Origin of the sequence: Streptomyces sp. NPDC003300, from assembly GCF_040610915.1 — a bacterium.
Taxonomy (GTDB): domain Bacteria; phylum Actinomycetota; class Actinomycetes; order Streptomycetales; family Streptomycetaceae; genus Actinacidiphila.
In genome coordinates this window covers 14467-37457 of the sequence record NZ_JBEXNE010000006.1, presented here as the reverse complement: position 1 = coordinate 37457, position 22991 = coordinate 14467, and the positions used below count along the sequence as shown (strand labels likewise).

Below are 22991 nucleotides of genomic sequence, written 5' to 3'. Positions count from 1 at the left end.
TTCTCACTCCGAAGGTTGCGCGAGGATCTCACGCAGCGCCTTCACCTCCAGCACTCTTCGAGCCTCCGGCACCCTATCGGCGACATCTCGGGCGCGGCACATGATCAGTGCGGTCCTGTGCTCCTCGGGCAACTCGACCACGGTGTTCATGGCCTGTTCGGCGGCCGAGGCGGGATCGCCCGCAATCGCCGTGCACATGGCCAAGTCCAGCCGGACGAGAGCCCGGTCCGTGTGATCGGAGCATGGGTAGAGATCGAGAGCGCGGGTCAACTCCGCGCTGGCACGGTCGGTGTCTTCAAGGTGCGTCCAGGCGTTCCCGGCGTGGAAGGCCATCTGCGATTCGGAGTAGCTGAACGCGGACTCCTCCCGGTCTTCGTCCGGAAGCCGGTTCAGCGCATCTTGAGCATGAGCCAGCGCCACCGCCGTGGCGTCGGGTCGGGAGAGCAAGGCGTGGGCACGTGCTTCAAGCGGCGCGGCGAGAGCAGGCCCGACGCAAGGGAGGCCACCGGCCCAATGCTGGGCCCGTACAGCCAGTTCGACCGCCCCGTAGAGGTCACCGCTGTAGTAGAGCTGGTACGCCTCCTGCGCGTAGATCCACGAGAGGGTGGCCCGGTCTTCGGCGGACGCCGCTGCGGCACGCCCCGTGCGCCACCAACTCTTCGCTCGCTCGTCTCCCATCTTGAGCAATGTCAGGGCGACGAGACCGGACATACGTGCGGCGGCGATGGTGAGCCGCTTACGTACGCGCTCCGACTGACGCCCCGTCATTAAGAGGCGGAGATCTGCGAAGTCGGTGATCAGATCTGGCAACAGCTCGGACTCCGGACGGTATCGGGTGGCTCTGCCGTGGCGTGCGACCGTCCATTCCACCTCGTCCAGGCTCACACCTGAGAGGGGACCAGCGGCGAAGGCTTCGTGCAGCCCGCGTTGCAAGGAGTCCGCTTGCTCAAGTGACGACGGACCGGACTCCGCTTCGGCCAGGACCACCAGCTCTCCGTGTGCCTCCAACGCCCGATCAAGTGCCGCCGCTGACTGTGCGGTTGGCTTACGCCGACCGTTTTCGAGATCAGACACCTGACTCTTGCTGACACTTGCCAATCGGGCTACGTCTCGAAGCGACCGGCTTCCGCGAAGCCGCTTCAACGCCTGACCGAATGACTCGCTCATGAGTCCTCCGCTGTCCGCCGTGTCCGCAGAGGTGCGGACGAGCGCGGACACGTAACTACTGCACCGGACTTTGCCGACAAGCAACGCTACTCGGGTCAGGACGTGCAAGCCGCGCTCCTGGCGGATTCGCCGTACGACCCCCGCAACCGCGTGAACGGTCCGGGGCGTGGCCAACCTGAGAGAGCAGGCTGACATGCGTGAGTTTAACCGGCGTTCGTTCGTGTGGGTGGGGGCAGTGCGGTGACGTTGACTGTGCCGCCCGCTGCGGAGGGGCGTTCCCTGGTCGTGAAGCGGTGGGCCCACCATCCGAGGTGTGTACCGGTGGCTCGGCATGAGCTGCGGGGGCATTTGGGAGCTTGGGGGATGCCCACGCTCGCCGACCGCGCTGAGGTCGTCCTCTCGGAGTTACTGACCAATTCTCTGCGCCATGCGCGTTCCCCGCAGGGGCGGCTGATCGAGACGCGGTACGAACGCCTCGACGGCGGCGTGCAGATCGAGGTGCATGACGCCAACGAGTCCTGGCCCGTACTCCGGGAGCCGTCGGCGGACGCGGAGTGCGGCCGGGGGCTGGCGCTGGTGGACGCGATTACCGGGGCACGTTGGGGTGTGAGCGCGCGAGAAGGCGTCGGAAAGCGGGTATGGGCGGTGGTCGCGCAGGACGACGCGGACGCCGAGGGCGAGGTGCCGGGCCGGTGAGCGGAATGAAGACCGTCTCCCGTGGCCCTGCCGCCGAAACCGACGTTCCCGCACGCCCTGGCCGGACGTGGGAGATCGCCAGCACGGACAACTGCACCGCTACGGGTTACCTGCCGACCTGGGCCGAGGACGATCCGAGCACGTCCGGCGTATCGCTCGCACGGCTCTTCGTCCTGCTGGGAGACATGTGCCACCAGGCTCACTTCGACGGTCAGCGGATGCGCGTCGCGCATGCCCGCGAACCGGGCGAGGAGTCGGCGGTGTTCAGCGGGACCATCGACTGCACGCCGTACGCCGAAGACACTGCGGGGCGTCTTCCGGTGGCGAACGTCTGGATCGTTGACGACTACTGGGTCAACGGGCTCGATCCGACCGGCCTGGCGACGTTCGCCGCCCAACTGCGCGCTCAGGCCGACTACCTCGACCGCGAGGTATACCCCCTGCTTGTGGCGGCGCGTGCGGAGTGGACCGCCCAGCATGCGGGCCCTCCCAGTCGTCCGCCCAAGCGATGATGTGACCACCGACTCTCGCCGCCGCCTTGAGGTCCTGAGCCTCCTGCCTCTCCGGCGACGACGTCGCGTCCTTCTTCCGGCTCAGACTGCGCACCGCCACCAGACACTTCCCACACCCGTCATAAGCCGTCACCGGCCCCGCCGGAATCCGCGCCCTCCTACCCCGACCACGACCGCGCCCGCCCGCACGGCCCCCGCCGCCGTCATCGCCAGCAATAGCCGTCGCGTACATGCTCTCCATGGTCCGCCTACCCCTCCCGCACGTCACGTGCGTTTTGAGGAATCCCCTCCGGGGAACTGCGCGGCCAGCCACTGGCAGTGGCGCGGGCGAAAATCCCGCCCCAGCGGGGCAGTTCGGTTGTCTCGGGACCACCGGCCGGTGGTGGGTTGCTCGCGCAGTTCCCCGCGCCCCTGACGGGGCGAACCCAACCGCGCAAGGTGAACGGGCCGGGGCGGCGAGCCCTTGGCGTGGGGCGGGCGTCAGCTCGCCGCGTAGGTTTCGACGGCTTTGTCGAAGGCACGCTGGACATCGGCGCGCCGAGCGTCCGGCCCGCTGACGACGACGACGTGGTACGAGCCGTCGATGATGACCGCGAGATTGAGGGCGTAGATCTGCGTGTCGTTGGCGTCGCGGTAGCTGTACTCGCCCTCGGCAGCACTGTGCCCGCGCAGGTCGAGCGTGTGGAGACCGGAGGCGGCGGACCAGGAGGAGCCGCGGAAGGCGGCCAGCTCGGGCTCTTCGAGCTGGTAGGCGAGCGGATCGCTGCCGTGGTCGGAAACCTTGTCACGGCCGGGCACGACGGTGAGCTGGAGGTCGCTGCCGGAGTAACGGACCTGCCCCTGACCGTTCTTGCCGGAGCGCTGCCACCCGGTGTGGACGGCGACGGTGAACCCGGCGGAGTCGGTCCGCATGACGAAGTCGCTGCCGAGGTCCGGCGGCGGCACCGCCGTACTCGGCGGCGGAGCCGGCTTCGTGGTGGCCGGCTTCGTCGTCGGCGCCGCGGTCGTACGAGTGGGCGTCGGCGTCGGCTTCTTGCCGCCGCTGTGCCCGCCCGGCACCTCGGCCGGGACCGTACGGTCGCCGCCCTTGGCCCCGTTGTCCGACGTGTCGCCGTTGCCGGGCATGGCGAGCACCGCGTACGCGACGACGGCCGCGAGCACCACCAGGACCGCGATCAGCAGCCGCACGCCCAGCTTGCGCGGTGCCTCGTCGCCGCCGCGCGGAGGCTTGCGGTAGACGACCTCCTGCTCCTGGTGGATCTGCTCCTGCCGCATCTCGCTGCGCCGCGCCTGCTCGCGCTTGGCCTTGGTGACCCTGGCCTGCTTACCGCGGGCGTGCCTGCGGTGCTGAATCCCGGCGACGTCGGCCTCGGCGGCGGCCTTGCGGCGCCGCCGCCGTACCAACTCGCCCTTGCGGCGCACGATCGGCAATTTGGCCGGATCCGTCGGCACCTGGACCATGTCGAGGCCGAGATCGGGCTCGGGCGCGGAGCGGATCAGCGACCGCAGCCAGCCGCCCAACTCCTCGGCCTCCGGCCGCTCCTCGGGGTCGGGCCGGAGCAGCGACTCGACGATCGGCCGCAGCGCGCCGCACTCCTCGGCGAAGGCGGGCGGCTCGGCGCACACCATCTGCACCAGTTCGGCGGCGCTCTCCTCGGGGAACGGCGGATGCCCCTGCACGGTACGGAAGAGCAGCGAGCCGAGCGCCCACAGGTCGGCGGCCGGGCCGACCGGCGGCGACAGCCGCCAGTTCTCGTGCACCTCGTGCGCCTGCTCCGGCGCCCAGCGCTCGGTGACGGCGCCGATGACGGTGATCCGGTTCTGCCGGGCCCGCTCCTGTTCGAGGGCGGACTCGGGGCCGTGCCACGACTGGTCCTCACCCGCGCCCGACAGGCCGCCGCCCGCGAGGACCTGGATGTGCTGCGGCACGGGGTCGTAGCCGCACAGCGCCTCCTGGGCGGCGCCCGCGGCGAGCCCGGCGAGCATCGCCCGGCCGTCGTCGCAGACCAGCACGGTGCTCGCGGTCACATTGCGGTGCGTCCAGCCGTACGCGTGCACGGCGCGCAGCGCGGTGAGCACGTCGGAGGCGACCTCGGCGGCGCGGTAGGCGTCCAGCGGCCGGTCGGCGAGTAACGCGGCGAGCGGCCGGGCGGACACCAGTTCGCTCGCGATCCAGAGACTGCCGCCCTCGATGAAGATGTCGAAGACCTGGACCAGGCGGGGGTGGTCGGGTATCGCCGCCGCCGCGCGGGCGGCCTCAAGGGCGCGCCGGGCGCTGTCGCTCAGCGCGTCCTGGTCGCCGTAGCCCCGGTCGTCGCCCGGGTCCTCGGCCGTGACGACCTCGGGCAGCAGCACCTGCCGGACCAGGACCTCCTGGCCGCTGTAGGTGTCGAAGGCACGCGTCTCGACCAGTTCGAACTCGTCGGCGGGCGGCCGGGGCAGCCGGTACCGGTCGGCGAGCACGCGGCCCGCGTATTCGTCCACGACGCCCCCTCTCCGGCCCTTCCCGACCCGATGCCATCCGTGCGGGAACCCTCGCCCGCACCCCACCTTGTACCCGAAGCGGTCCGATCCGAACGGAATCCGGCTGCGGACAGTCCACGGCTACTCACAATACGTGCTGCGGAAGGCTCACTTGGCCGGTTTGAAGGTAGCGAAGAAGGTCGTGAGGGCCTTGGTGCTGGTATCGCTGGTCCACGCGTCGGCCGGAGTCGTGAACATGATGGCGTACCCGTGCTTCGGGTCCGTCACCATGCCGCGATTCAGGACGTGTACCTGCTTACCCTTCACGTCCCGCTTGTACTCCCAGTCGGCCGCGTCGTACGAGCGGTACTGCGTCTGGGCCACCTTGAGTTCCTGGTAGCCGGGCATGCCGTTCCGGCCGGACTTGGCGGTCTTCGCCGCGTTCTGCCAGTCCTTGAGCGCGCTCGGCCCCGGCGAATGCGTCCAGTCCACGAGCAACTCGCTGCCGTCCGAGCCCCGGAACTTCGAGCCGCTGCCGTACCCGTTGTCCCCCACGCGCTTCCAGCCGTTGGGCAGGGCTATCGAGAAGCCCTCGGAGTCGTCGTAGCGGTAGAAGCCCGCCGGTACGGCGTCCGAGCCGCCGGTGGCCGGCGGGGACGAGGCGGGGGTGGTCGGCGCGGAGGCCGAACTGCCCGGCGACGACGGCGACTTGCCGTCGTCCGTGCCGCCCTTGCTGTCGTCGTCGTTCTTCGCGCCGGTCGACGCGGACGCGGAGGCCGAGGCCCCGCCCTTCGGCTTCGACGCCGATCCGTTCCCGCCGTCGCCGCCACCGGAGTTGGCGAGCGCTATGCCGATCACCGTGCCCAGCAGGACGATCACGATCGCCGCGGCCACGATGACCATCGTGCGGCGCGGTACGACGTCGGTGAGCGACGCGCGCGGCGGGGCGGGCGGCGGGACGGGGCCGCCGGGCTCAGGGGCGGCGGCCGATGTCGCGGGCTTCGCGGGGATCTTGGCGGCGGCGGCCTTGCGGACCGAGCGCAGTGCGTCGCGGACCCGGGCCTGGTCGGCGGCGGCTTCGCCTCCGGCGGTGGGGGTCCCCCCGCCGGAGGCAGCGGGAGCGTCGGTCGGGGTGGGCTGCGGGTCCACGTTCAGCACGACGGTACGGGCGTCGGAGGTGGGCGGCGCGACCGGGCGTTCGGGGGCGTGCGCGACGGTGGACAGCAGGGCGTACGCGGCGTCGTGGTCGAGGCGTTGGGCCGGGTCCTTGACCAGCAGGCCCTTGATCGCCTCGGCGAGCGGCCCGGCGTTGGTCATCGGCCCGACCGGCTCGGTCATCACGGCGGTCAGGGTGGCGATGGCCGACCCCTTGTCGTAGGGCGGGCGGCCCTCGACCGAGGCGTAGAGCAGCGCGCCGAGCGACCACAGGTCGGCGGGCGGGCCCGGCTTCTGGCCGCGCGCGCGTTCCGGCGAGATGTACGAGGGGGCGCCGACGAGCATGCCGGTGGAGGTGACGGACGGGTCGCCGTCGATCTGGGCGATGCCGAAGTCGCTGAGGACCACGCGCCCGGCGCCGCGGCCCGCGGGGTCCGAACCGCGGTCGGCGAGCAGGACGTTGGAGGGTTTCACGTCGCGGTGCAGGATGCCGGCGTTGTGGGCGGCCTTGAGGACGTCGAGTATGACGAGGCCGACCTCGGCGGCGCGCTTGGGCGTGAGCGGGCCGTCCTCACGGATCGCGTCGGACAGCGAGCGGCCCTCGACCAGCTCCATGACGATCCACGGCCGGTCGTCCTCCTTGACCACGTCGAAGACGGTGATCGCGCCGGTGTTGCGAATCCGCGCGGTGGCCTTGGCCTCGCGCAGGGTCCTGGTGACCAGGCGCTGTTTCTCGTCCTCGTCGACGTTGCCGGGGAAACGCAGCTCTTTGACCGCGACGGTACGGCCCAGCGTCTCGTCGACGGCGCGCCACACCGTGCCCATGCCGCCTTTGCCGAGGACTTCGCCGAGGCGGTACCGGTCGGCGAGCACGCGTCCGTCGGTACTTTCGACCTCGCTCATGGGATCCCTCTGGAGTGCTGGACGTGTAAACACCCATCATCCCCGAACGGGGGACGCGGAAGCGAACCCGGCTTATGGGTTCGATAGCCGGAAACCGGCCACAGCGTTCGTGAACACCGGTCGGTAGGTGTCCCATTCGGCGTCCGGAGCCGACAGGTAGACCGCGTACTCACGACCACCCGGCTTGCCGAATCCGAGGTCGATCGCATGGAACTTGCGGACCGAGCCCTGGAAGGTGAACTCCCACAGCGCGGCGGGCATCCCCAACTGCACGGTGCGGATCATCCGTTCACGGTGGTACTCGTCAACCTGCTCCTGGGTCTGCGGCTCCAGAGTCAGCCAGTGCTCGTACGGGTCGTCGCTGCCGAAGTCCAGCGAGCTGATCTTCAGGCCGATCTTGCCGGTCGGGTCGATGAAGTCGACCTCGTCGCCGTCGTTCTTGACCTGCCGCGTCCAGCCGTCGGGCACCGGCACCGCGTAACCGTGGTCGGCCTCCGTGACCAGGTGGTAGCCGTCGGGGACCGGCGGGGGCGGCGCCGTGGTGCTCGGCGTCGGACCGGCCGAGGACGTGGTGCCGGTGGGCGGTGTGCTGACCGCCGTGGTGGGGCCGGGGCTCGCGTCCGTACCGGAGCCGCCGTTGTGGATGACGGCGAAGGCGGTGCCCGCGGCCACGAGGGCGAGGACGGCGACGCCCGCGATCCACGCTCCGGTACGGCGGCGCGGCCGTTCGGGGCGGTGCGCGCCGGAGTGCGGGCCGGTGTCGGGGCCTGAACCGCCCGCGCCCGTACCGAAACCGGCGGCCGTTCCCGTCCCGGTTCCCGTGGAGTAGGGCGGCGGGGGCCCGAAGGAGTCGGCGTACGGAGGGGAGTGCGCGCCGCCGGGGGGCGGGGCGCCGGGCACCTGGGTCACGGTGGCGGTCCGGCCGTCGCCCGCGGGGTAGGTGAACCGGTCGGTGTCGACCTGCCCGGTGTCGGGTTCTGCCAGCGGAATCCGCAGCAGCCGCTCGGTCTCGGCCGCGGACAGCCGCTCGGCCGGTTCCTTGGCGAGCAGCCCGGCGATCACCTGGGTCAGCGCGCCCGCGTTGGCGGCCGGCAGCACCGGCTCCTCGGCGATGGCGTACGCGGTCTCGATCGCGGTCGGCCGCCGGAAGGGCGACTCGCCCTGGACGGCCTGGTAGAGGGTGGCGCCCAGCGCCCACAGGTCGGCCTCGGGTCCGGGCAGGGCGCCCCTGATCCGCTCGGGCGACAGGAAGTCGATGGAGCCGATGAGTTCGCCGGTCCGGGTGAGGGTGGAGGTGCCGGACGCCTGGGCGATGCCGAAGTCGGTGAGGACCACGCGCCCGCTGCCGTAGCCCTGTTCCGCGGAAGCGCCCTCGACGGGCGCGCCGCCCTCGACGCCGAGCAGGACGTTGCCCGGCTTGACGTCGCGGTGCAGCACTCCGGCGCGGTGCGCGGCCCGCAGCGCGGCGACCATGCCGCGGCCGATCCTGGCGACTTCGGCGACCGGCAGCGGTCCGTGCTTCTTGAGCTGTTCGCCGAGCGTGACCGAAGGGACGTACTCCATGACGATGGACGGCAGTCCCTCGTCGTCCACGACGTCGTGCACGACCACCACGTTGGGGTGGCTGATCCGGGCGGCGGCGCGCGCCTCGCGGCGGGTGCGTTCGAAGAGGGTGGCCAACTCGTCGTCGTGCATGTGCGGCTGGGGCGGGTGCAGCTTCTTCACCGCGACCTGCCGGCCGAGGAGTTCGTCCTCGGCCCGCCACACGGTGCCCATGCCGCCCCGGCCGATGCGTTCGAGCAGCCGGTACCGGCCCGCGACCAACCGCCCCTCGTCGGCCTGTCCCGTCATCTCGCGCCCTTCCGCCCGCTCCCCCGACGCGCGCCGCGTCTCCCCCGAGACGCACCGTGCCTAGAGGGGAACGATATCGGGCGCGCCCAGCCTGGCCGCATCCGCGGTCAGATCATCAGGCTGGAGCTGCGACTCGCGCTCGGCCTCCACGCGCTTCTCGTAGTAGGCCACTTCCTTGTCGATCTGGTCCTTGTCCCAGCCCAGGACGGGTGCCATCAACTCGGCGGCCTCGCGGGCGCTGCGGGTGCCGCGGTCGAAGGTCTCGATCGAGATCCGGGTCCTGCGGGCGAGCACGTCGTCCAGGTGGCGGGCGCTCTCGTACATCGCCGCGTAGACGATCTCGGCCCGCAGGTAGTCGTCGGCCGAGGTCAGCGGGGCGCCCAGCGACGGGTCCTCGGCGATCAGCGCGAGCACCTCCTCGGCGAGCGAGCCGTACCGGTTGAGCAGGTGCTCCACCCGGGCGACGTGCAGTCCGGTGCGGGCGGCGGTGCGGGCGCGGGCGTTCCACAGCGCGTGGTAGCCCTCGGCGCCGACCAGCGGCACATCCTCCGTGCAGCACTCGGCCACCCGGTGGTCCAGGCCGTGCACGGCCTCGTCGACCGCGTCCTTGGCCATCACGCGGTACGTCGTGTACTTGCCGCCCGCGACCACCACGAGTCCCGGCACCGGGTGCGCCACGGTGTGCTCGCGCGAGAGCTTGCTGGTGGCGTCCGACTCCCCGGCCAGCAGCGGACGCAGGCCCGCGTAGACGCCCTGGACGTCGTCCCTGGTCAGCGGGGTGGACAGCACCGAGTTGACGTGTTCGAGCAGGTAGTCGATGTCGGCGCTGGACGCCGCCGGGTGGGCCTTGTCCAGGTCCCAGTCGGTGTCGGTGGTGCCGATGATCCAGTGCCTGCCCCAGGGGATGACGAAGAGCACGCTCTTCTCGGTCCGCAGGATGAGCCCGGTGGTGGAGTGGATCCGGTCCTTGGGGACCACCAGGTGGATGCCCTTGGACGCGCGGACGTGGAACTGGCCGCGCTCGCCGATCAGCGCCTGCGTGTCGTCGGTCCACACCCCGGTGGCGTTGACGATCTGCTTGGCGCGGATCTCGTACTCGCCGCCCTGCTCGCCGTCCTGCACCCGCGCGCCGACGACGCGCTCGCCCTCGCGGAGGAAGCCGATCACCCGCGCCTGGTTGGCGACCTGCGCGCCGTAGGAGGCGGCGGTACGCACCAGGGTGGTGACGAAGCGCGCGTCGTCGACCTGCGCGTCGTAGTACTGGAGCGCGCCGACCAGCGCGTCCTTGCGCAGCGCGGGCGCGACCTGGAGGGCGTGCTTACGGGTGAGGTGGCGGTGCACCGGCAGGCCGCGGCCGTGCGCGGAGGAGACCGACATGGTGTCGTACAGCGCGACGCCGGAGCCCGCGTAGAGCCGCTCCCACGCCTTGTGCTGCAAGGGGTAGAGGAACGGGACCGGCCGCACCAGGTGCGGGGCGAGGCGTTCCAGGAGCAGGCCGCGCTCCTTGAGGGCCTCGCGGACCAGCGCGAAGTCCAGCATCTCCAGGTAGCGCAGGCCGCCGTGGATCAGCTTGCTCGACCGGCTCGACGTGCCGGACGCCCAGTCGCGGGCCTCGACCAGACCGGTGGACAGGCCACGGGTGACGGCGTCCAGCGCTGTTCCCGCGCCGACCACCCCGCCGCCCACGACCAGCAGGTCCAGCTCGTGCTCGGCCATCCGGGCCAGTGCCCCGGCCCGCTCGGCGGGGCCCAGTGTTGACGTACGCATCCGTGTGCCTCCCATGGTGGCGGCGCTCTCGCGTGCCGCCGCGGTGGATAGCCCTCCACTCGATAGTGACCGCCACCGCCGCGAGCGGCCACCCTTGACCCGCCGTCGAGGGGGGTGCCGGGGCGCGCCCGCGGTGCGGCGAGGCGGTGAACGCCCTGCGGGCAGGGCGTCCGGGCCGTCCCTCTCCTACCCGGCGATCCCGTGCCTCTTCTGCCCGTAACCCGGATGACTGCACGGCGCGCCGTGCGGTCATATCAGTCATTTGTCTGGTTAGCCTGATTTAAAGCCATCCGTGGAGCCATCCGTGGAGTCCCCGTGGTGGTCGCAAGGGAGAGGACTGAACCGCATGCCCGCAGACCTCGCAGTGCTCGGACTCGGCCGCACCGGACTTCCCCTCGCCCAGGCGGCGACCGCCGCGGGCGTCGGCGTCATCGGCTACGAACCCGACCCGGCCGCCGCGGCCGACATCAACGCGGGCCGCGTACCGCCGGGCACGCTCGCCGCCGCCGACCTGCGCCGGATGCTCGCGGGCGGCTTCCGCGCGACCGCGGACCCGGCGGTGCTCGGCCGGGTCAGGACCGCCGTGATCTGCGCGCCCACCCCGCTAGGCGAGGACCGCGCCCTGGACCTGACGGCGGTGTCCGCCGCCGCCCGCGCGCTCGCCGGGCACCTGCGCCCGCACACCACCGTCGTCCTGGAGTCGGCGGTCTACCCCGGCACCACCGAGGGGTTCCTGCGCCCGCTGCTGGAGGCCGACGGGCTGCGCGCGGGCCGGGACTTCCACCTCGCCTACTCCCCCAGCCGCCTCGACCCCGGCAACCGGGACTTCCACCTCGCCAACACCCCCAAGGTGATCGGCGGTTGCACCCCCGCCTGCACCGAGGCCGCCGCCGCCTTCTACGGCCGCTTCACCGAACGCATCGTGCGCGCCCGCGGCCCCCGCGAGGCCGAGGCGGTCAACCTGCTGGAGACCAACTACCGGCACGTCAACATCGCCTTCGCCAACGAGATGGCGGTCTTCTGCCACGACCTCGGCGTCGACCTGTGGGACGTGATCCGCTGCGCCGAGACCAAGCCGTTCGGCTTCCAGGCGTTCCGACCGGGACCCGGCGTCGGCGGCCCGGCCGCCGCCCTCGACCCCAACGCCGTCCCGCTCTTCGCCGCCATGCCCGCCCAGGGCCAGGTCCGCATGCTCGGCCACCCGCTGCGGATGGTCGAACTGGCCCAGGAGGTCAACTCCCGCATGCCGCGCTACGTCGTCCAGCGCGCCGCCGCGCTGCTCAACGAGCACGGCAAGTCCCTGCGCGGCGCCCGCGTCCTGCTGCTCGGCGTCACCTACAAGGCCGACCTGGCCTCCCAGGAGGGCGCCCCCGCCCGCGAGATCGGCACCCGGCTCATCGAACTCGGCGCGCAGCTGTGCTACCACGACCCCTACGTACCGCAGTGGCGCGTTCTCGACCGTCCGGTGCCGCGCGCCGACTCCCTGTGGGAGGCCGCCTCCGAGGCCGATCTGACGGTGCTGCTCCAGCACCACCGCACGTACGACCTCCAGGGTCTGGCGGTCAAGGCGCAACTCCTGCTGGACACAAGGGGGGCGACGCCCGCGGGCGCGGCGGCGCGGCTGTAGCGGCCCGCCGCGGCGGGGTTCCCGATCCGCGTGTAGTGGTCATGTAACGACCGGAAGAACAACTTGTCCGATTGTCACCCCCTGCTGCTAGATTTCGGCGTCCATCGTTGAATGCCGTATCCCGGGGGACCCCATGAGCGCCAACTACCCGCCGCCGCAGCAGCCGCAGCAGCCCGGCGGCCAGAATCCGTACGGACCGCCGCCGGGCGCCGGATACGGCTACCCGCAGCAGCCCCAGGCCCCGTACGGCCAGCAGCCCCAGGCGCCCTACGGTCAGCAGCCCCAGCAGCAGTGGGGCGCGCCGCCCGCGCCCGGCGCCTTCAACCCGGCCGCCTACCCGCCGCCGGTGCCGGTCGCCCGCCGCGACAACCCCGGACTCGGCTTCCTGGTCGGCCTGCTGGCCGCGATCGTCGCCGCGCTCGCGTACGGCGGCATCCTGCGCGCGCTGTCCAGCGACGACGGCAGCACCCACGAATTCCGGCTGATGGCGATCGGCGTCGGCGCGCTCGTCGGCCTCGCCGTCGGCAAGGCCGGCGGACGCAACCCGGCCCTGCCGTTCGTGGCCGTCCTGCTCGCACTGTTCGCGGTCGTCTTCGGCGAACTCTTCGGCGGCGCCCTGGTGATCAGCCACTACGTGTCGGGCCAGGGCGGCTCGATGCCGGTCACCGACATCTTCTTCCACCACTTCGGCGACCTGCTCGACTCGTGGAAGCAGGACTTCAGCTTCATGCGCTTCCTCTTCCTCGCCGTCGCCGCGTTCATCTCCTTCGGCGTCGCGAAGCACGCGGGCGACAACTGACGACAACCGCCCCGGCGCGGTGCCGCGTACCGCGCCGTGACGCGACGAGGGGCCGTACCGCCTACGCGGTACGGCCCCTCGTGCGTTCTCCGGCGTGTGCGGTCTAGGTGTATTGATCATGAGCGTTGTTGACGCTCGTGGGTCTTGATCATGGCGAAGACCTCCGGTGTGGTGGAGCTGTCTAGGAACGCACCGCCCGGAGGTCTTCGTGTCTCACCGTAATGCCCGGCTGACCATTCATGGCAGACGGATCCTGGTCGAGCGGGTGCTGTCGGGTCGGCCGGTCGCCCATGTCGCTGCTGAGATGGGCATCTCACGGGCGACCGGGCACAAGTGGGTGGCCCGCTGGCGGGCCGAGGGGGATGCGGGCCTGGCCGACCGCCCCAGCCGGCCGCATTCGACACCGCACCGCACCCCGGCCTCAGTGGAGGCCCGGGTCTGCGAACTGCGCCGGACACGCAAGCTGGGCCCGGCCCGGATCGGGCCGATCCTGGGCCTGCCCGCCTCGACCGTGCACCGCATCCTGAGCCGACACGGCCTTAACCGGCTCGCCTGGATAGACCGGCCCACGGGCCAGCCCATCCGCCGCTACGAACGCTCACGGCCCGGCGAACTCGTCCATGTCGACATCAAGAAACTCGGCAACATCCCCGACGGCGGCGGCTGGCGCACCGTCGGCAGAAGCGCCGGCGCCCGCAATCGGCAAGCAACCACCAGTCAGCGCAAAAGCAGCAAACCGGTCATCGGCTACAGCTACATCCACTCCGCCGTCGACGACCACTCCCGCCTGGCCTACAGCGAGGCCCTGCCCGACGAACGCCAGCACACCGCGATCGCCTTCTGGACCAGAGCCCACGCGTTCTTCACCGCCCACGGCATCACCGTCGAACGCGTCCTGACCGACAACGGCTCCTGCTACAAATCCAAGCTCTTCACCCAGGCTCTGACAGCGGCCGGCATCACCCACAAGCACATCCGCCCCTACCGCCCGCAGACCAACGGCAAGGTCGAACGCTTCAACCGCACCCTGCTCGACGAATGGGCCTACCAACAGCCCTACACCACCAACGACCAGCGCACCGCAGCCCTGGCAGACTTCCTCCACACCTACAACCACCACCGCACCCACACCGCACTCGGCGGCCAGCCACCCATCACCCGCGTCAACAACCCTCCAGGTCAATACATCTAGGGCGTGTCCGTAAAGTCGCGTCGTCCGCCCGGAGGGCGGGGCTGGCGGTGTCTGGTGCGTGCGATCGCAAGGCGGAGGGTCGTCCTCATAGTGGGCCTATTCGGATGAGCCCGACAACGCAGCGAGCGTGCGTGCCAGGCGCCGCCAGCCAGGCGAGACTTTACGGACACGCCCTAGCGGTGGTGGGTCGGGGAGACCGTCACCTCGACGCGCTGGAACTCCTTCAGGTCCGAGTAGCCGGTGGTGGCCATCGAGCGGCGCAGGGCACCGAAGAAGTTCATCGAGCCGTCGGGCGCGTGGGACGGGCCGAGCAGGATCTGCTCGGTGGTGCCCGCGGTGCCGAGGTTCATCCGCTTGCCGCGCGGCAGTTCGGTGTTGACCGCCTCCATGCCCCAGTGGAAACCGCGGCCCGGCGCGTCGGTGGCGCGGGCCAGCGGGGAGCCCATCATCACCGCGTCCGCGCCGCACGCGACCGCCTTGGGCAGGTCACCGCTGGCGCCGAAGCCGCCGTCCGCGATGACGTGCACGTACCGGCCGCCGGACTCGTCCATGTAGTCCCTGCGGGCGGCAGCGACATCGGCCACCGCGGTCGCCATCGGCACCTGGATGCCCAGCACATTGCGCGTGGTGTGCGCGGCGCCGCCGCCGAAGCCGACGAGGACGCCCGCGGCGCCGGTCCGCATCAGGTGCAGCGCCGCCGTGTACGTGGCGCAGCCCCCGACGATCACCGGCACGTCGAGTTCGTAGATGAACTGCTTGAGGTTCAGCGGCTCGTGCGAGCCGGAGACGTGCTCGGCGGAGACCGTGGTGCCGCGGATCACGAACAGGTCGACGCCCGCGTCCACGACCGCCTTCGAGAACTGCGCGGTGCGCTGCGGCGACAGCGCGGCGGCCGTCACGACGCCCGCGTCCCGGACCTCCTTGATCCGCTGCCCGATCAGCTCCTCGCGGATCGGCGCCGCGTAGATCTCCTGGAGGCGGGCCGTCGCCCGGGTGTCGTCCAGCTCCGAGATCTCCGCGAGCAGCGGCTCCGGGTCGTCGTACCGGGTCCACAGCCCTTCGAGGTTCAGCACCCCGAGGCCGCCGAGGTTCCCGATCCTGATCGCCGTCTCCGGCGACACCACCGAGTCCATGGGCGCCGCGAGGAACGGCAGCTCGAAGCGGTACGCGTCGATCTGCCACGCGATCGAGACCTCCTTCGGGTCCCGGGTGCGCCGGCTCGGCACGACGGCGATGTCGTCGAACGAGTACGCCCTGCGGCCTCGCTTGCCCCGACCGATCTCGATCTCTGTCACGTCCTGCGCCTTTCTTTTGACCTGCGGCCCCTCAGTATCCCCGTTCGGCCCGCGGGCGGCCCGTGCCCCGTCGGGGATGCGCCCCCGCGCGCTGCCTCGGCACAGGACCTGTGCCCCGTGGGGGCACGGGGAGAAGAACCGCCCGGGGCCGCGCCCCTTGGAACAACGTCCAGCGCGTGGCGGACGCACAGGGGCCGCGGCCCGGAGGACCAGGGTCCGCGCAAGCGCGGGGTCAGCCGTGGTAGTTGGGGGCCTCTACGGTCATCTGGATGTCGTGGGGGTGGGACTCCTTGAGCCCGGCGGCGGTGATGCGGACGAACCGCCCCTTGGACTCCATCTCGGAGACGGCGGCGGCGCCGACGTAGCCCATGGTCTGCCGGAGACCGCCGATGAGCTGGTGGAGGACGGCGGACAGCGGTCCGCGGTACGGCACCTGGCCCTCGATCCCCTCGGGCACGAGCTTGTCGTCGGAGGAGACCTCGGCCTGGAAGTAGCGGTCCTTGGAGTAGGAGCGGCCCTGGCCGCGGGACTGCATCGCGCCGAGCGACCCCATGCCCCGGTAGGACTTGAACTGCTTGCCGTTGATGAAGAGCAGCTCCCCGGGGGACTCCTCGCACCCGGCGAGCAGGCTGCCGAGCATGACGCTGCTGGCGCCCGCGGCGAGCGCCTTGCCGATGTCGCCGCTGTACTGGAGGCCGCCGTCGCCGATGACCGGCACCCCGGCCTCGATGCACGCCTGCGCGGCCTCGTAGATCGCGGTGACCTGCGGGACGCCGATGCCCGCGACGACGCGGGTGGTGCAGATGGAGCCGGGTCCGACACCGACCTTGACGCCGTCGACACCGGCGTCGATGAGGGCGCGGGCGCCGTCACGGGTGGCGATGTTGCCGCCGACCACGTCGACCCCGCCGACGCTGGACTTGATCTTCGCCATCCAGTTCAGCGCGTTGCTGTTGTGGCCGTGCGAGGTGTCCACGACGAGGAAGTCGACGCCCGCGCCGACCAGCGCCTGGGCGCGGTCCAGCGCCTCGGGGCTGGCGCCGACGGCGGCGCCGACCAGCAGCCGGCCCTCGGAGTCCTTCGCCGCGTTCGGGTACTGCTCGGCCTTGACGAAGTCCTTGACGGTGATGAGCCCGCTGAGCTTGCCGTCGGCGTCGACCAGCGGCAGCTTCTCGATCTTGTGGCGGCGCAGCAGCGCCATCGCGTCGACCCCGGAGATCCCGACCTGGCCGGTGACCAGCGGCATCGGGGTCATGACCTCGCGGACCTGGCGGGAGCGGTCGCTCTCGAAGGCCATGTCGCGGTTGGTGACGATGCCGAGCAGCCGCCCGGACGCGTCGGTGACGGGCACGCCGCTGATCCGGAACTTCGCGCAGAGCGCGTCCGCGTCGGCGAGCGTCGCGTCGGGCCTGACGGTGATCGGGTCGGTGACCATGCCGGACTCGGACCGCTTCACCAGGTCGACCTGGTTGACCTGGTCCTCGATCGACAGATTGCGGTGCAGCACGCCGACGCCGCCCTGGCGGGCCATCGCGATGGCCATCCGGGCCTCGGTGACCTTGTCCATGGCGGCGGACAGCAGCGGGATGTTCACCCGGACGTTGCGGGAGATGAGGGAGGAGGTGTCCACCTGGTTGGGCAGCACCTCTGACGCCCCCGGAAGCAGCAGCACATCGTCATAGGTCAGCCCGAGTGTGGCGAACTTCTCAGCTACTCCGTCGGCGTTCAGCGTCATGACACCTTCCCGAATGGTCTTGCCCGGCGAGTTGTTCAATGGTAGTGGCTTCGCCGCTATTCCCATGACGCCCTCGGCCGGGCCCGTACACCCGTACGGTCACCAGGTGTCGGACCGCGCGGCCGGACCGCGCCGTCGCACCCGGGTGCCGGGCCCGGTGCCGGGCCCGCCCGTCCGTTTCCGCCCGTCCGTTTCCGCGTGTCCTACGCCGAGAGACCCGGCGCGTCCCCGGCTGCGGGCGCCCCCGCCGTCTGTTCCGCGATGGCGCGCAGCCGGCTGAGCGCGCGGTGCTGCGCCACCCGTACGGCCCCCGGCGACATGCCGAGCACCTGGCCGGTCTCCTCGGCGCTCAGCCCGACGGCGACCCGCAGCAGCACCAACTCGCGCAGGTGGTCAGGGAGGTTGTCGAGCAGCTTCTTGGCCCAGGCGGCGTCGCTGTTGAGCAGCGCGCGCTCCTCGGGGCCGAGCGAATCGTCCGGTTTCTCCGGCATCTCGTCGGACGGAACGGCGGTGCTGCCGGGCCCGCGCATGGCGGCCCGTTGCAGATCGGCGACCTTGTGGGCGGCGATGGAGACCACGAAGGCCTCGAACGGCCGCCCCAGGTCGCGGTAGCGGGGCAGGGCGCACAGCACCGCGAGACAGACCTCTTGGGCGAGGTCGTCGACGAAGTGCCGGGCGTCGCCCGGAAGACGGGACAGTTTGGTGCGGCAGTACCGCTCGGCGAGCGGGTGGACATGCGCGAGCAGGTCGTGTGTCGCCTGCTCGTCGCCGTCGACTGCGCGCCGGACAAGGGCACCGATGGCCGGAGTGTCGTCGTCGCGCATCCACCCATGGTGCCTCGCCGCGGCGCGATCCGCGTCATCGCGGCCGTACTTCTGCACCGAAGCGTTATGAGCGGCCGAACCCGACGCTGTCATCTCCGCCATCTGAGGCCCCCGCCGATCCCCGAGGAAGTCCATACGTCAAGCATGCGTCCTCCCCCGGGAAACCGAGGACTTGTGGGCGACTTCGCCGGAACGGCCGCCCTCTCGGGCGTACGACACGACGGCTCAGCGAACCAGGCCCCAGCGGAAGCCGAGCGCCACGGCGTGGGCCCGGTCGGACGCGCCGAGCTTCTTGAACAGCCGCCTGGCGTGCGTCTTCACGGTGTCCTCGGAGAGGAACAGCTCGCGGCCGATCTCGGCGTTGGAGCGTCCGTGGCTCATGCCTTCGAGCACCTGGATCTCGCGGGCGGTGAGGGTGGGCGCGGCGCCCATCTCGGCCGAGCGCAGCCGCCGCGGGGCGAGCCGCCAGGTGGGGTCGGCCAGCGCCTGCGTCACGGTCGCCCGCAGTTCGGCGCGCGAGGCGTCCTTGTGCAGGTAGCCGCGGGCACCGGCGGCGACGGCCAGCGCCACGCCGTCCAGGTCCTCGGCGACCGTGAGCATGATGATCCGGGCGCCGGGGTCAGCCGACAGCAGCCGCCGTACGGTCTCGACGCCGCCGAGGCCGGGCATGCGGACGTCCATCAGGATCAGGTCCGACCGGTCGGCACCCCAGCGGCGGAGGACTTCCTCGCCGTTGGCCGCGGTGGTTACGCGCTCGACACCGGGCACGGTGGCCACCGCGCGGCGCAGGGCCTCTCGGGCGAGCGGGGAGTCGTCGCAGACGAGGACAGAAGTCATGACCGCCCTCCGCAGCTGAACCGCGTCACGTTGTGCCTCCAGGCTGTACGAATGTTCACCGTTGAGGCTGACGGCCTCGGGCACCTGCCCGATTCACTTGTCCGCCAACCGCTTCCGCCAGACTCAACGACCCTCACCCGAAAGAGTTACGAAGTTTGCCGACGGTCATCGGCACTCTACGTGATCATGCGCACACGGATCGCCCAGGCCGCAGGTCAGACGGGTGAGAGAGCCGGTATTTCGGAGGCGGAACGATTCCTCTACGGCCGAGCGGCCCTGCCCGGATGCTGCCGAACGGGTGTTATGCCAGATTTTTCACTGTTTGGACGCTCTTTCGCGCCTTGTGGGCTATTCGCCACTAGATTGGCGATGAGTCATATTTACATCTACTACGACAGTAGATGTACGGTCGAGACGCTGACTCTTCACGGCCTCCCAGACCGACACACACCCTCCGAGGGGATAAGCAATGGCAGACTTCTCCCGCCTTCCCGGCCCCAACGCCGACCTCTGGGACTGGCAGCTCGTGGCCGCCTGCCGAGGCGTCGACAGCTCGCTCTTCTTCCACCCCGAGGGCGAGCGGGGCGCCGCCCGGAGCGCGCGCGAGGCCTCCGCCAAGGAGGTGTGCATGCGCTGTCCCGTACGGGCCGAATGCGCCACCCACGCCCTCGCCGTCCGCGAGCCCTACGGGGTCTGGGGCGGCCTCACCGAGGACGAGCGCGAGGCGATGATGGGCCGCTCGCGGTCGCGGATGCCCTCGGCGGACGCCGAAGCGGGCCGCTCCGAGCGCGAGCCGTCGGACGTGCGCGACGCGACCGACCTGCATGACGCCGACCTGGACGACGCCGACCTGCACGACAGGTCCGAGCTGCACGACGCCGACCTGCACGATTCTGACCTGCACGACGCCGACCTGCACGACGCCGACCTGCACGACGCGTCCGACATCCGCGACGCGTCCCACGTGTGAGCGCGCTTCCGCGAGACGCCAGCAGAATCGTTCCTGCACTCCCGGTGCCGTCGGAACTCCCGGTTCCATCGGCCCCGCCGGGCCCGTCGGCCGCGTCGGCCCCGTCCGCCCTGCCGCGTACGGCACGCGCGGCGCGCCGCCCGCCGGGCCCGGCTGACGGGCGACCGGTGCCCTGAGATCAGCGGGCCGCCGCCTGCGCAAGGCGGCCGAGCATCATGTCCACCGCCGGGACGTTCGCCAGATCGGGCAGCGTGAGGGCCACCACCTCGCGCTGCACGGCCGGACGCACCTCCACCACGGCGACGCCCTTGGGACGTACCGACTCCAGCGCCAGCTCCGGCAGCACCGCGACCCCGAGACCGGCCGCCACCAGGCCGACCACCGCCGGGTAGTCGTCGGTCGCGAAGTCGATCCGCGGGGTGAACCCGGCCCGCTCGCACACCTCCACGAGGTGGCGGCGGCAGCGCGCGCACCCCGCGATCCACTGCTCCTGCTCCAGCTCCGCGATGTCCACCGGGCGCCCGCCGACAGCGAGCGCGTGCCCCTCGGGCACGACGCCGACCAGCCGGTCGGTGAGCAGCGAGCGCACGACGAGGTCGTCCCACGACTCCTCGGCCGGGGTCGGCAGATCCACGTAGCGGAACGCCAGGGTGATGTCGCAGTCGCCCGCGCGCAGCATCTCCACCGAGCGCGGCGGCTCGGCCTCCTCCAGCGACACCTTCGTGCCCGGGTACTGCGCGCGCATCGCCGCGACCGCGCCCGGCACCAGCGTGGAGCTGCCCGAGGGGAACGAGGTGAGGCGTACGCGTCCGGCCCGCAGCCCCGCGATCGCCGCGACCTCCTCCTCGGCCGCCGTCAGCCCGGCCAGGATGCCGACGGCGTGCCTGACCAGCACGTCACCCGCCTCCGTCAGCCGGGTCTCGCGGGCGCCGCGGACCAGCAGCGGGGTGCCCGCGGAGTGCTCCAGCGCCTTCATCTGCTGGCTGACGGCGGGCTGGGTGCAGCCCAGTTCGCGGGCCGCCGCGGAGAACGAACCGGTGCGGGCGACGGCCCGCAGCACCCGGAGATGACGTGCCTCGATCATCCGCCCACCATAAGCGGAACTTAGGGATACCCGACAGATATCGGTAATGGACTTTGAGGCGGGCCCGCGCCACGCTGAGGAGCCATGGACGCCATCGCATTCGGCAGCACAGGCACAGGCAGCGGTACGGGCAGGGGTACGGGCGCGGGCAGGGGTACGGGCGCGGGCACCGGCGGCACCTCGGGGGGCGGCCTCGCCGCGGACCGCCTCATCCGTGCCGAGTATCCGGACCTCGACCCCGCCGCGCCCTACCTCAACACCGCCACCGTCGGGCTGCTCCCGGCCCGCACCGCGGCGGCGCTGCGCGGGGCCGTCGACGAGTGGGCGGCGGGCCGCCCCGACACCGACGCCTTCGAGGCGGCCGTCGTCTCGGCGCGCGCCGCCTACGCCCGGATCGTCGGGGTGGCGGTGGAGCGGGTGGCGCTGGCCAGCACGGTCGCCGAGAGCGTCGGGCTGATCGCGGCGCGGCTGCCGCCCGGCGCCGAAGTGGTCGTCGCCGACCGGGACTTCAGCTCCCTCGTGCAGCCCTTCGCCGCCCGCGAGGACCTGGACCTGCGGATCGTGCCGCTGGACGCGCTCGCCGACGCGGTGCGGCCGGGCACCGCGCTGGTCGCCGTCAGCGCCGTGCAGTCCGCCGACGGCCGGGTCGCCGACCTGCCCGCGATCCGCGCCGCCGCCGCGGCCCACGGCGCCCGTACGCTCCTGGACGGCACCCAGTCCGTCGGCTGGCTCCCGCTGTGCGCCGACGACTACGACTACGTGGTCTGCCACGCCTACAAGTGGCTGCTCAGCCCGCACGGCGCCTGCTTCCTGACCGTGCGCGCGGGCGCCGAGCCGACCCTCTCCCCCGGCTTCGCGGGCTGGTACGCCGCCGACGACCCCTGGGAGTGGTGCTACGGCCCCGTCACCCGGCTGGCCCCCGGCGCCCGCCGCTTCGACGCCCGCCCCGCCTACCTCCCCCTCGTCGGCGCCGCCGCCTCCCTCTCCCTGATCGAGGAGATCGGCGTCCCCGCGATCCACGCCCACGACACCGCCCTCGCCGCCCGCTTCCGCGACGGACTCACCGCCCTCGGCCACACCCCCGTCCCCGGCCCCTCCGCCACCGTCACCGTCGCCCTCCCCCCGACCGCCCCCGCCCGCCTCACCGCCGCCGCCGTCCGCTTCTCCACCCCCACCACCTCCCTCCGCTTCGCCTTCCACCTCTACAACACCCCCTCCGACATCGACCACACCCTCGAATCCCTCGCCTGACGCCTCTCCCGGCGGGGCGCGTCGCGGGGGGAAATCGGTTGGGGGTGGGGGGGTGGGCGTGTTGGGATGGGGGGATGGATCGCGCTTATGTACTCGGGTTGTTCGATGCTCAGATGCGGCGGGACGCTCCGCCGGAGGGGGCGGGGACGCGGGTGGAGCGGGGCGGCGGGGTGGTGCGGCAGGTGGGGGCCGCGATGCACGACTGGAGCGGGGTGCTCTGGTCGGAGCTGGACGAGGACAGCGCGGGCCCCGCGGTCCAGGCGCAGCTCGCGTGGCTGAAGTCGCCCGAGGGGGCGGGCCGGGAGTTCGAGTGGAAGCTCTACTCGCACGACCGGCCGGCCGATCTGGGCGAGCGGCTGCGCGCGGCGGGGTTCGTGCCGGAGGAGCCGGAGACGCTGATGGTCGCGGAGGTCGCGGCGCTGCCCGGCGAGCCCGTCCCGCCGGACGGCGTACGGCTGGTGGAGGTGACCGACGCCGCCGGGGTGGACCTGCTGGCCGCCGTGCACGAGGAGGCGTTCGGTACGGGCGCGGAGCAGTTGCGCGAGCGGCTGCTGGACGCGCTCGCGCAGGCGCCGGACGAGATCGCGCTGGTGCTGGCGATGGCGGGCGACCGGCCGGTCTGCGGGGCCCGCATGGAGATGCCGCCGGGCAAGGACTTCGCGAGCCTGTGGGGCGGCGGGACCGTCACCGAGTGGCGCGGACGCGGCGTCTACCGCGCGCTGATCGCCCACCGGGCCCGTATCGCCGCCGCCCGCGGCTACCGCTACCTCCAGGTCGACGCGATGGACGCCAGCCGCCCCATCCTCCAGCGCCTCGGCTTCAGCGCCCTGAGCGTCACCACCCCGTACCTCTACCAGCCCTGA

General features: G+C 71.8%; 18 protein-coding genes and 1 pseudogene. 9 read left to right on the top strand and 10 right to left on the bottom strand.

Features of this window, described 5'->3' with window-relative positions; all coding sequences use genetic code 11:
• Positions 1–3: 3 nt before the first annotated feature.
• Positions 4–1167, bottom strand: a complete 1164-nt coding sequence (locus ABZX65_RS11120) for a helix-turn-helix domain-containing protein (protein ID WP_355336809.1) — start codon at positions 1165–1167, stop codon at positions 4–6.
• 222 nt (positions 1168–1389) lie between these two features.
• On the opposite strand from ABZX65_RS11120, the gene ABZX65_RS11115 reads away from it, so the two are divergent.
• Together ABZX65_RS11115 and ABZX65_RS11110 are read left to right on the top strand one after the other, a co-directional pair.
• Positions 1390–1863: an ATP-binding protein gene (locus tag ABZX65_RS11115; RefSeq protein ID WP_355336808.1), complete on the top strand. Its 474-nt coding sequence runs from the start codon at positions 1390–1392 to the stop codon at positions 1861–1863.
• Entirely contained in the window at positions 1860–2375 is a 516-nt protein-coding gene (locus tag ABZX65_RS11110; protein WP_355336807.1) for a hypothetical protein, read from the top strand. The genes ABZX65_RS11115 and ABZX65_RS11110 overlap by 4 nt, the downstream gene beginning before the upstream one ends.
• A gap of 480 nt (positions 2376–2855) precedes the next feature.
• Here the strand turns inward: ABZX65_RS11110 and ABZX65_RS11105 are convergent, their stop codons facing one another.
• From ABZX65_RS11105 to ABZX65_RS11090, 4 genes are all read right to left on the bottom strand, one after another.
• Complete coding sequence (locus ABZX65_RS11105; RefSeq protein WP_355336806.1) at positions 2856–4859, bottom strand: protein tyrosine kinase; 2004 nt, start codon at positions 4857–4859, stop codon at positions 2856–2858.
• A 147-nt stretch (positions 4860–5006) separates the two neighbouring features.
• The gene (locus tag ABZX65_RS11100) at positions 5007–6896 is read right to left on the bottom strand and encodes a serine/threonine-protein kinase (RefSeq protein ID WP_355336805.1); all 1890 of its coding nucleotides are present in this window, start codon (positions 6894–6896) and stop codon (positions 5007–5009) included.
• Between the two features lie 72 nt (positions 6897–6968).
• Positions 6969–8747, bottom strand: coding sequence for a serine/threonine-protein kinase (locus ABZX65_RS11095; protein ID WP_355336804.1), 1779 nt, complete (start codon positions 8745–8747; stop codon positions 6969–6971).
• Positions 8748–8807: 60 nt separating this feature from the next.
• The gene (locus ABZX65_RS11090) at positions 8808–10514 is read right to left on the bottom strand and encodes a glycerol-3-phosphate dehydrogenase/oxidase (RefSeq protein WP_188281981.1); all 1707 of its coding nucleotides are present in this window, start codon (positions 10512–10514) and stop codon (positions 8808–8810) included.
• Positions 10515–10860: 346 nt separating this feature from the next.
• Here ABZX65_RS11090 and ABZX65_RS11085 point away from each other — a divergent pair, with 346 nt between their 5' ends.
• From ABZX65_RS11085 to ABZX65_RS11075, 3 genes are all read left to right on the top strand, one after another.
• Positions 10861–12141, top strand: a complete 1281-nt coding sequence (locus tag ABZX65_RS11085; RefSeq protein WP_355336803.1) for a nucleotide sugar dehydrogenase — start codon at positions 10861–10863, stop codon at positions 12139–12141.
• Positions 12142–12274: 133 nt separating this feature from the next.
• The gene (locus ABZX65_RS11080) at positions 12275–12940 is read left to right on the top strand and encodes a hypothetical protein (protein ID WP_355336802.1); all 666 of its coding nucleotides are present in this window, start codon (positions 12275–12277) and stop codon (positions 12938–12940) included.
• Between the two features lie 208 nt (positions 12941–13148).
• Complete coding sequence (locus ABZX65_RS11075; protein ID WP_355336801.1) at positions 13149–14132, top strand: IS481 family transposase; 984 nt, start codon at positions 13149–13151, stop codon at positions 14130–14132.
• A 173-nt stretch (positions 14133–14305) separates the two neighbouring features.
• Here the strand turns inward: ABZX65_RS11075 and ABZX65_RS11070 are convergent, their stop codons facing one another.
• The 4 genes from ABZX65_RS11070 to ABZX65_RS11055 form a co-directional block, all read right to left on the bottom strand.
• On the bottom strand, positions 14306–15427 hold the full coding sequence (locus tag ABZX65_RS11070; RefSeq protein ID WP_355336800.1) for a GuaB3 family IMP dehydrogenase-related protein: 1122 nt from the start codon (positions 15425–15427) through the stop codon (positions 14306–14308).
• Between the two features lie 232 nt (positions 15428–15659).
• Positions 15660–17162, bottom strand: coding sequence for an IMP dehydrogenase (gene guaB / locus ABZX65_RS11065; protein ID WP_355336799.1), 1503 nt, complete (start codon positions 17160–17162; stop codon positions 15660–15662).
• A 203-nt stretch (positions 17163–17365) separates the two neighbouring features.
• Positions 17366–17986 (bottom strand): sigma-70 family RNA polymerase sigma factor, encoded by a 621-nt coding sequence (locus ABZX65_RS11060; protein WP_355336798.1) that lies wholly within the window; start codon positions 17984–17986, stop codon positions 17366–17368.
• A 225-nt stretch (positions 17987–18211) separates the two neighbouring features.
• Complete coding sequence (locus tag ABZX65_RS11055) at positions 18212–18823, bottom strand: response regulator transcription factor (RefSeq protein WP_003948568.1); 612 nt, start codon at positions 18821–18823, stop codon at positions 18212–18214.
• 469 nt (positions 18824–19292) lie between these two features.
• Between ABZX65_RS11055 and ABZX65_RS11050 the strand changes: the two are divergent.
• A pseudogene (locus ABZX65_RS11050) lies at positions 19293–19586 on the top strand (WhiB family transcriptional regulator); the annotation flags it as partial.
• Entirely contained in the window at positions 19575–19793 is a 219-nt protein-coding gene (locus ABZX65_RS11045) for a pentapeptide repeat-containing protein (RefSeq protein ID WP_355337195.1), read from the top strand. The pseudogene ABZX65_RS11050 and the gene ABZX65_RS11045, both read left to right, overlap by 12 nt.
• 178 nt (positions 19794–19971) lie before the next feature.
• Here ABZX65_RS11045 and ABZX65_RS11040 read toward each other — a convergent pair whose 3' ends face one another.
• Positions 19972–20877 (bottom strand): LysR family transcriptional regulator, encoded by a 906-nt coding sequence (locus ABZX65_RS11040; RefSeq protein WP_355336797.1) that lies wholly within the window; start codon positions 20875–20877, stop codon positions 19972–19974.
• 84 nt (positions 20878–20961) lie between these two features.
• Between ABZX65_RS11040 and ABZX65_RS11035 the strand changes: the two genes are divergently transcribed.
• Positions 20962–22128, top strand: a complete 1167-nt coding sequence (locus tag ABZX65_RS11035) for an aminotransferase class V-fold PLP-dependent enzyme (protein WP_355336796.1) — start codon at positions 20962–20964, stop codon at positions 22126–22128.
• Between the two features lie 74 nt (positions 22129–22202).
• Complete coding sequence (locus ABZX65_RS11030; RefSeq protein ID WP_355336795.1) at positions 22203–22991, top strand: GNAT family N-acetyltransferase; 789 nt, start codon at positions 22203–22205, stop codon at positions 22989–22991.

Bases quoted from the DNA above. Each gene is read 5' to 3' on its own strand.
- ABZX65_RS11045 (WP_355337195.1), top strand. From the start codon at position 19,575: ATGCCCTCGGCGGACGCCGAAGCGGGCCGCTCCGAGCGCGAGCCGTCG.
- ABZX65_RS11120 (WP_355336809.1), bottom strand. From the start codon at position 1,167: ATGAGCGAGTCATTCGGTCAGGCGTTGAAGCGGCTTCGCGGAAGCCGG.
- ABZX65_RS11095 (WP_355336804.1), bottom strand. From the start codon at position 8,747: ATGACGGGACAGGCCGACGAGGGGCGGTTGGTCGCGGGCCGGTACCGG.
- guaB (WP_355336799.1), bottom strand. From the start codon at position 17,162: ATGACGCTGAACGCCGACGGAGTAGCTGAGAAGTTCGCCACACTCGGG.
- ABZX65_RS11060 (WP_355336798.1), bottom strand. From the start codon at position 17,986: ATGCGCGACGACGACACTCCGGCCATCGGTGCCCTTGTCCGGCGCGCA.
- ABZX65_RS11055 (WP_003948568.1), bottom strand. From the start codon at position 18,823: ATGACTTCTGTCCTCGTCTGCGACGACTCCCCGCTCGCCCGAGAGGCC.
- ABZX65_RS11035 (WP_355336796.1), top strand. From the start codon at position 20,962: ATGGACGCCATCGCATTCGGCAGCACAGGCACAGGCAGCGGTACGGGC.
- ABZX65_RS11100 (WP_355336805.1), bottom strand. From the start codon at position 6,896: ATGAGCGAGGTCGAAAGTACCGACGGACGCGTGCTCGCCGACCGGTAC.
- ABZX65_RS11085 (WP_355336803.1), top strand. From the start codon at position 10,861: ATGCCCGCAGACCTCGCAGTGCTCGGACTCGGCCGCACCGGACTTCCC.
- ABZX65_RS11080 (WP_355336802.1), top strand. From the start codon at position 12,275: ATGAGCGCCAACTACCCGCCGCCGCAGCAGCCGCAGCAGCCCGGCGGC.
- ABZX65_RS11090 (WP_188281981.1), bottom strand. From the start codon at position 10,514: ATGCGTACGTCAACACTGGGCCCCGCCGAGCGGGCCGGGGCACTGGCC.
- ABZX65_RS11040 (WP_355336797.1), bottom strand. From the start codon at position 20,877: ATGATCGAGGCACGTCATCTCCGGGTGCTGCGGGCCGTCGCCCGCACC.
- ABZX65_RS11030 (WP_355336795.1), top strand. From the start codon at position 22,203: ATGGATCGCGCTTATGTACTCGGGTTGTTCGATGCTCAGATGCGGCGG.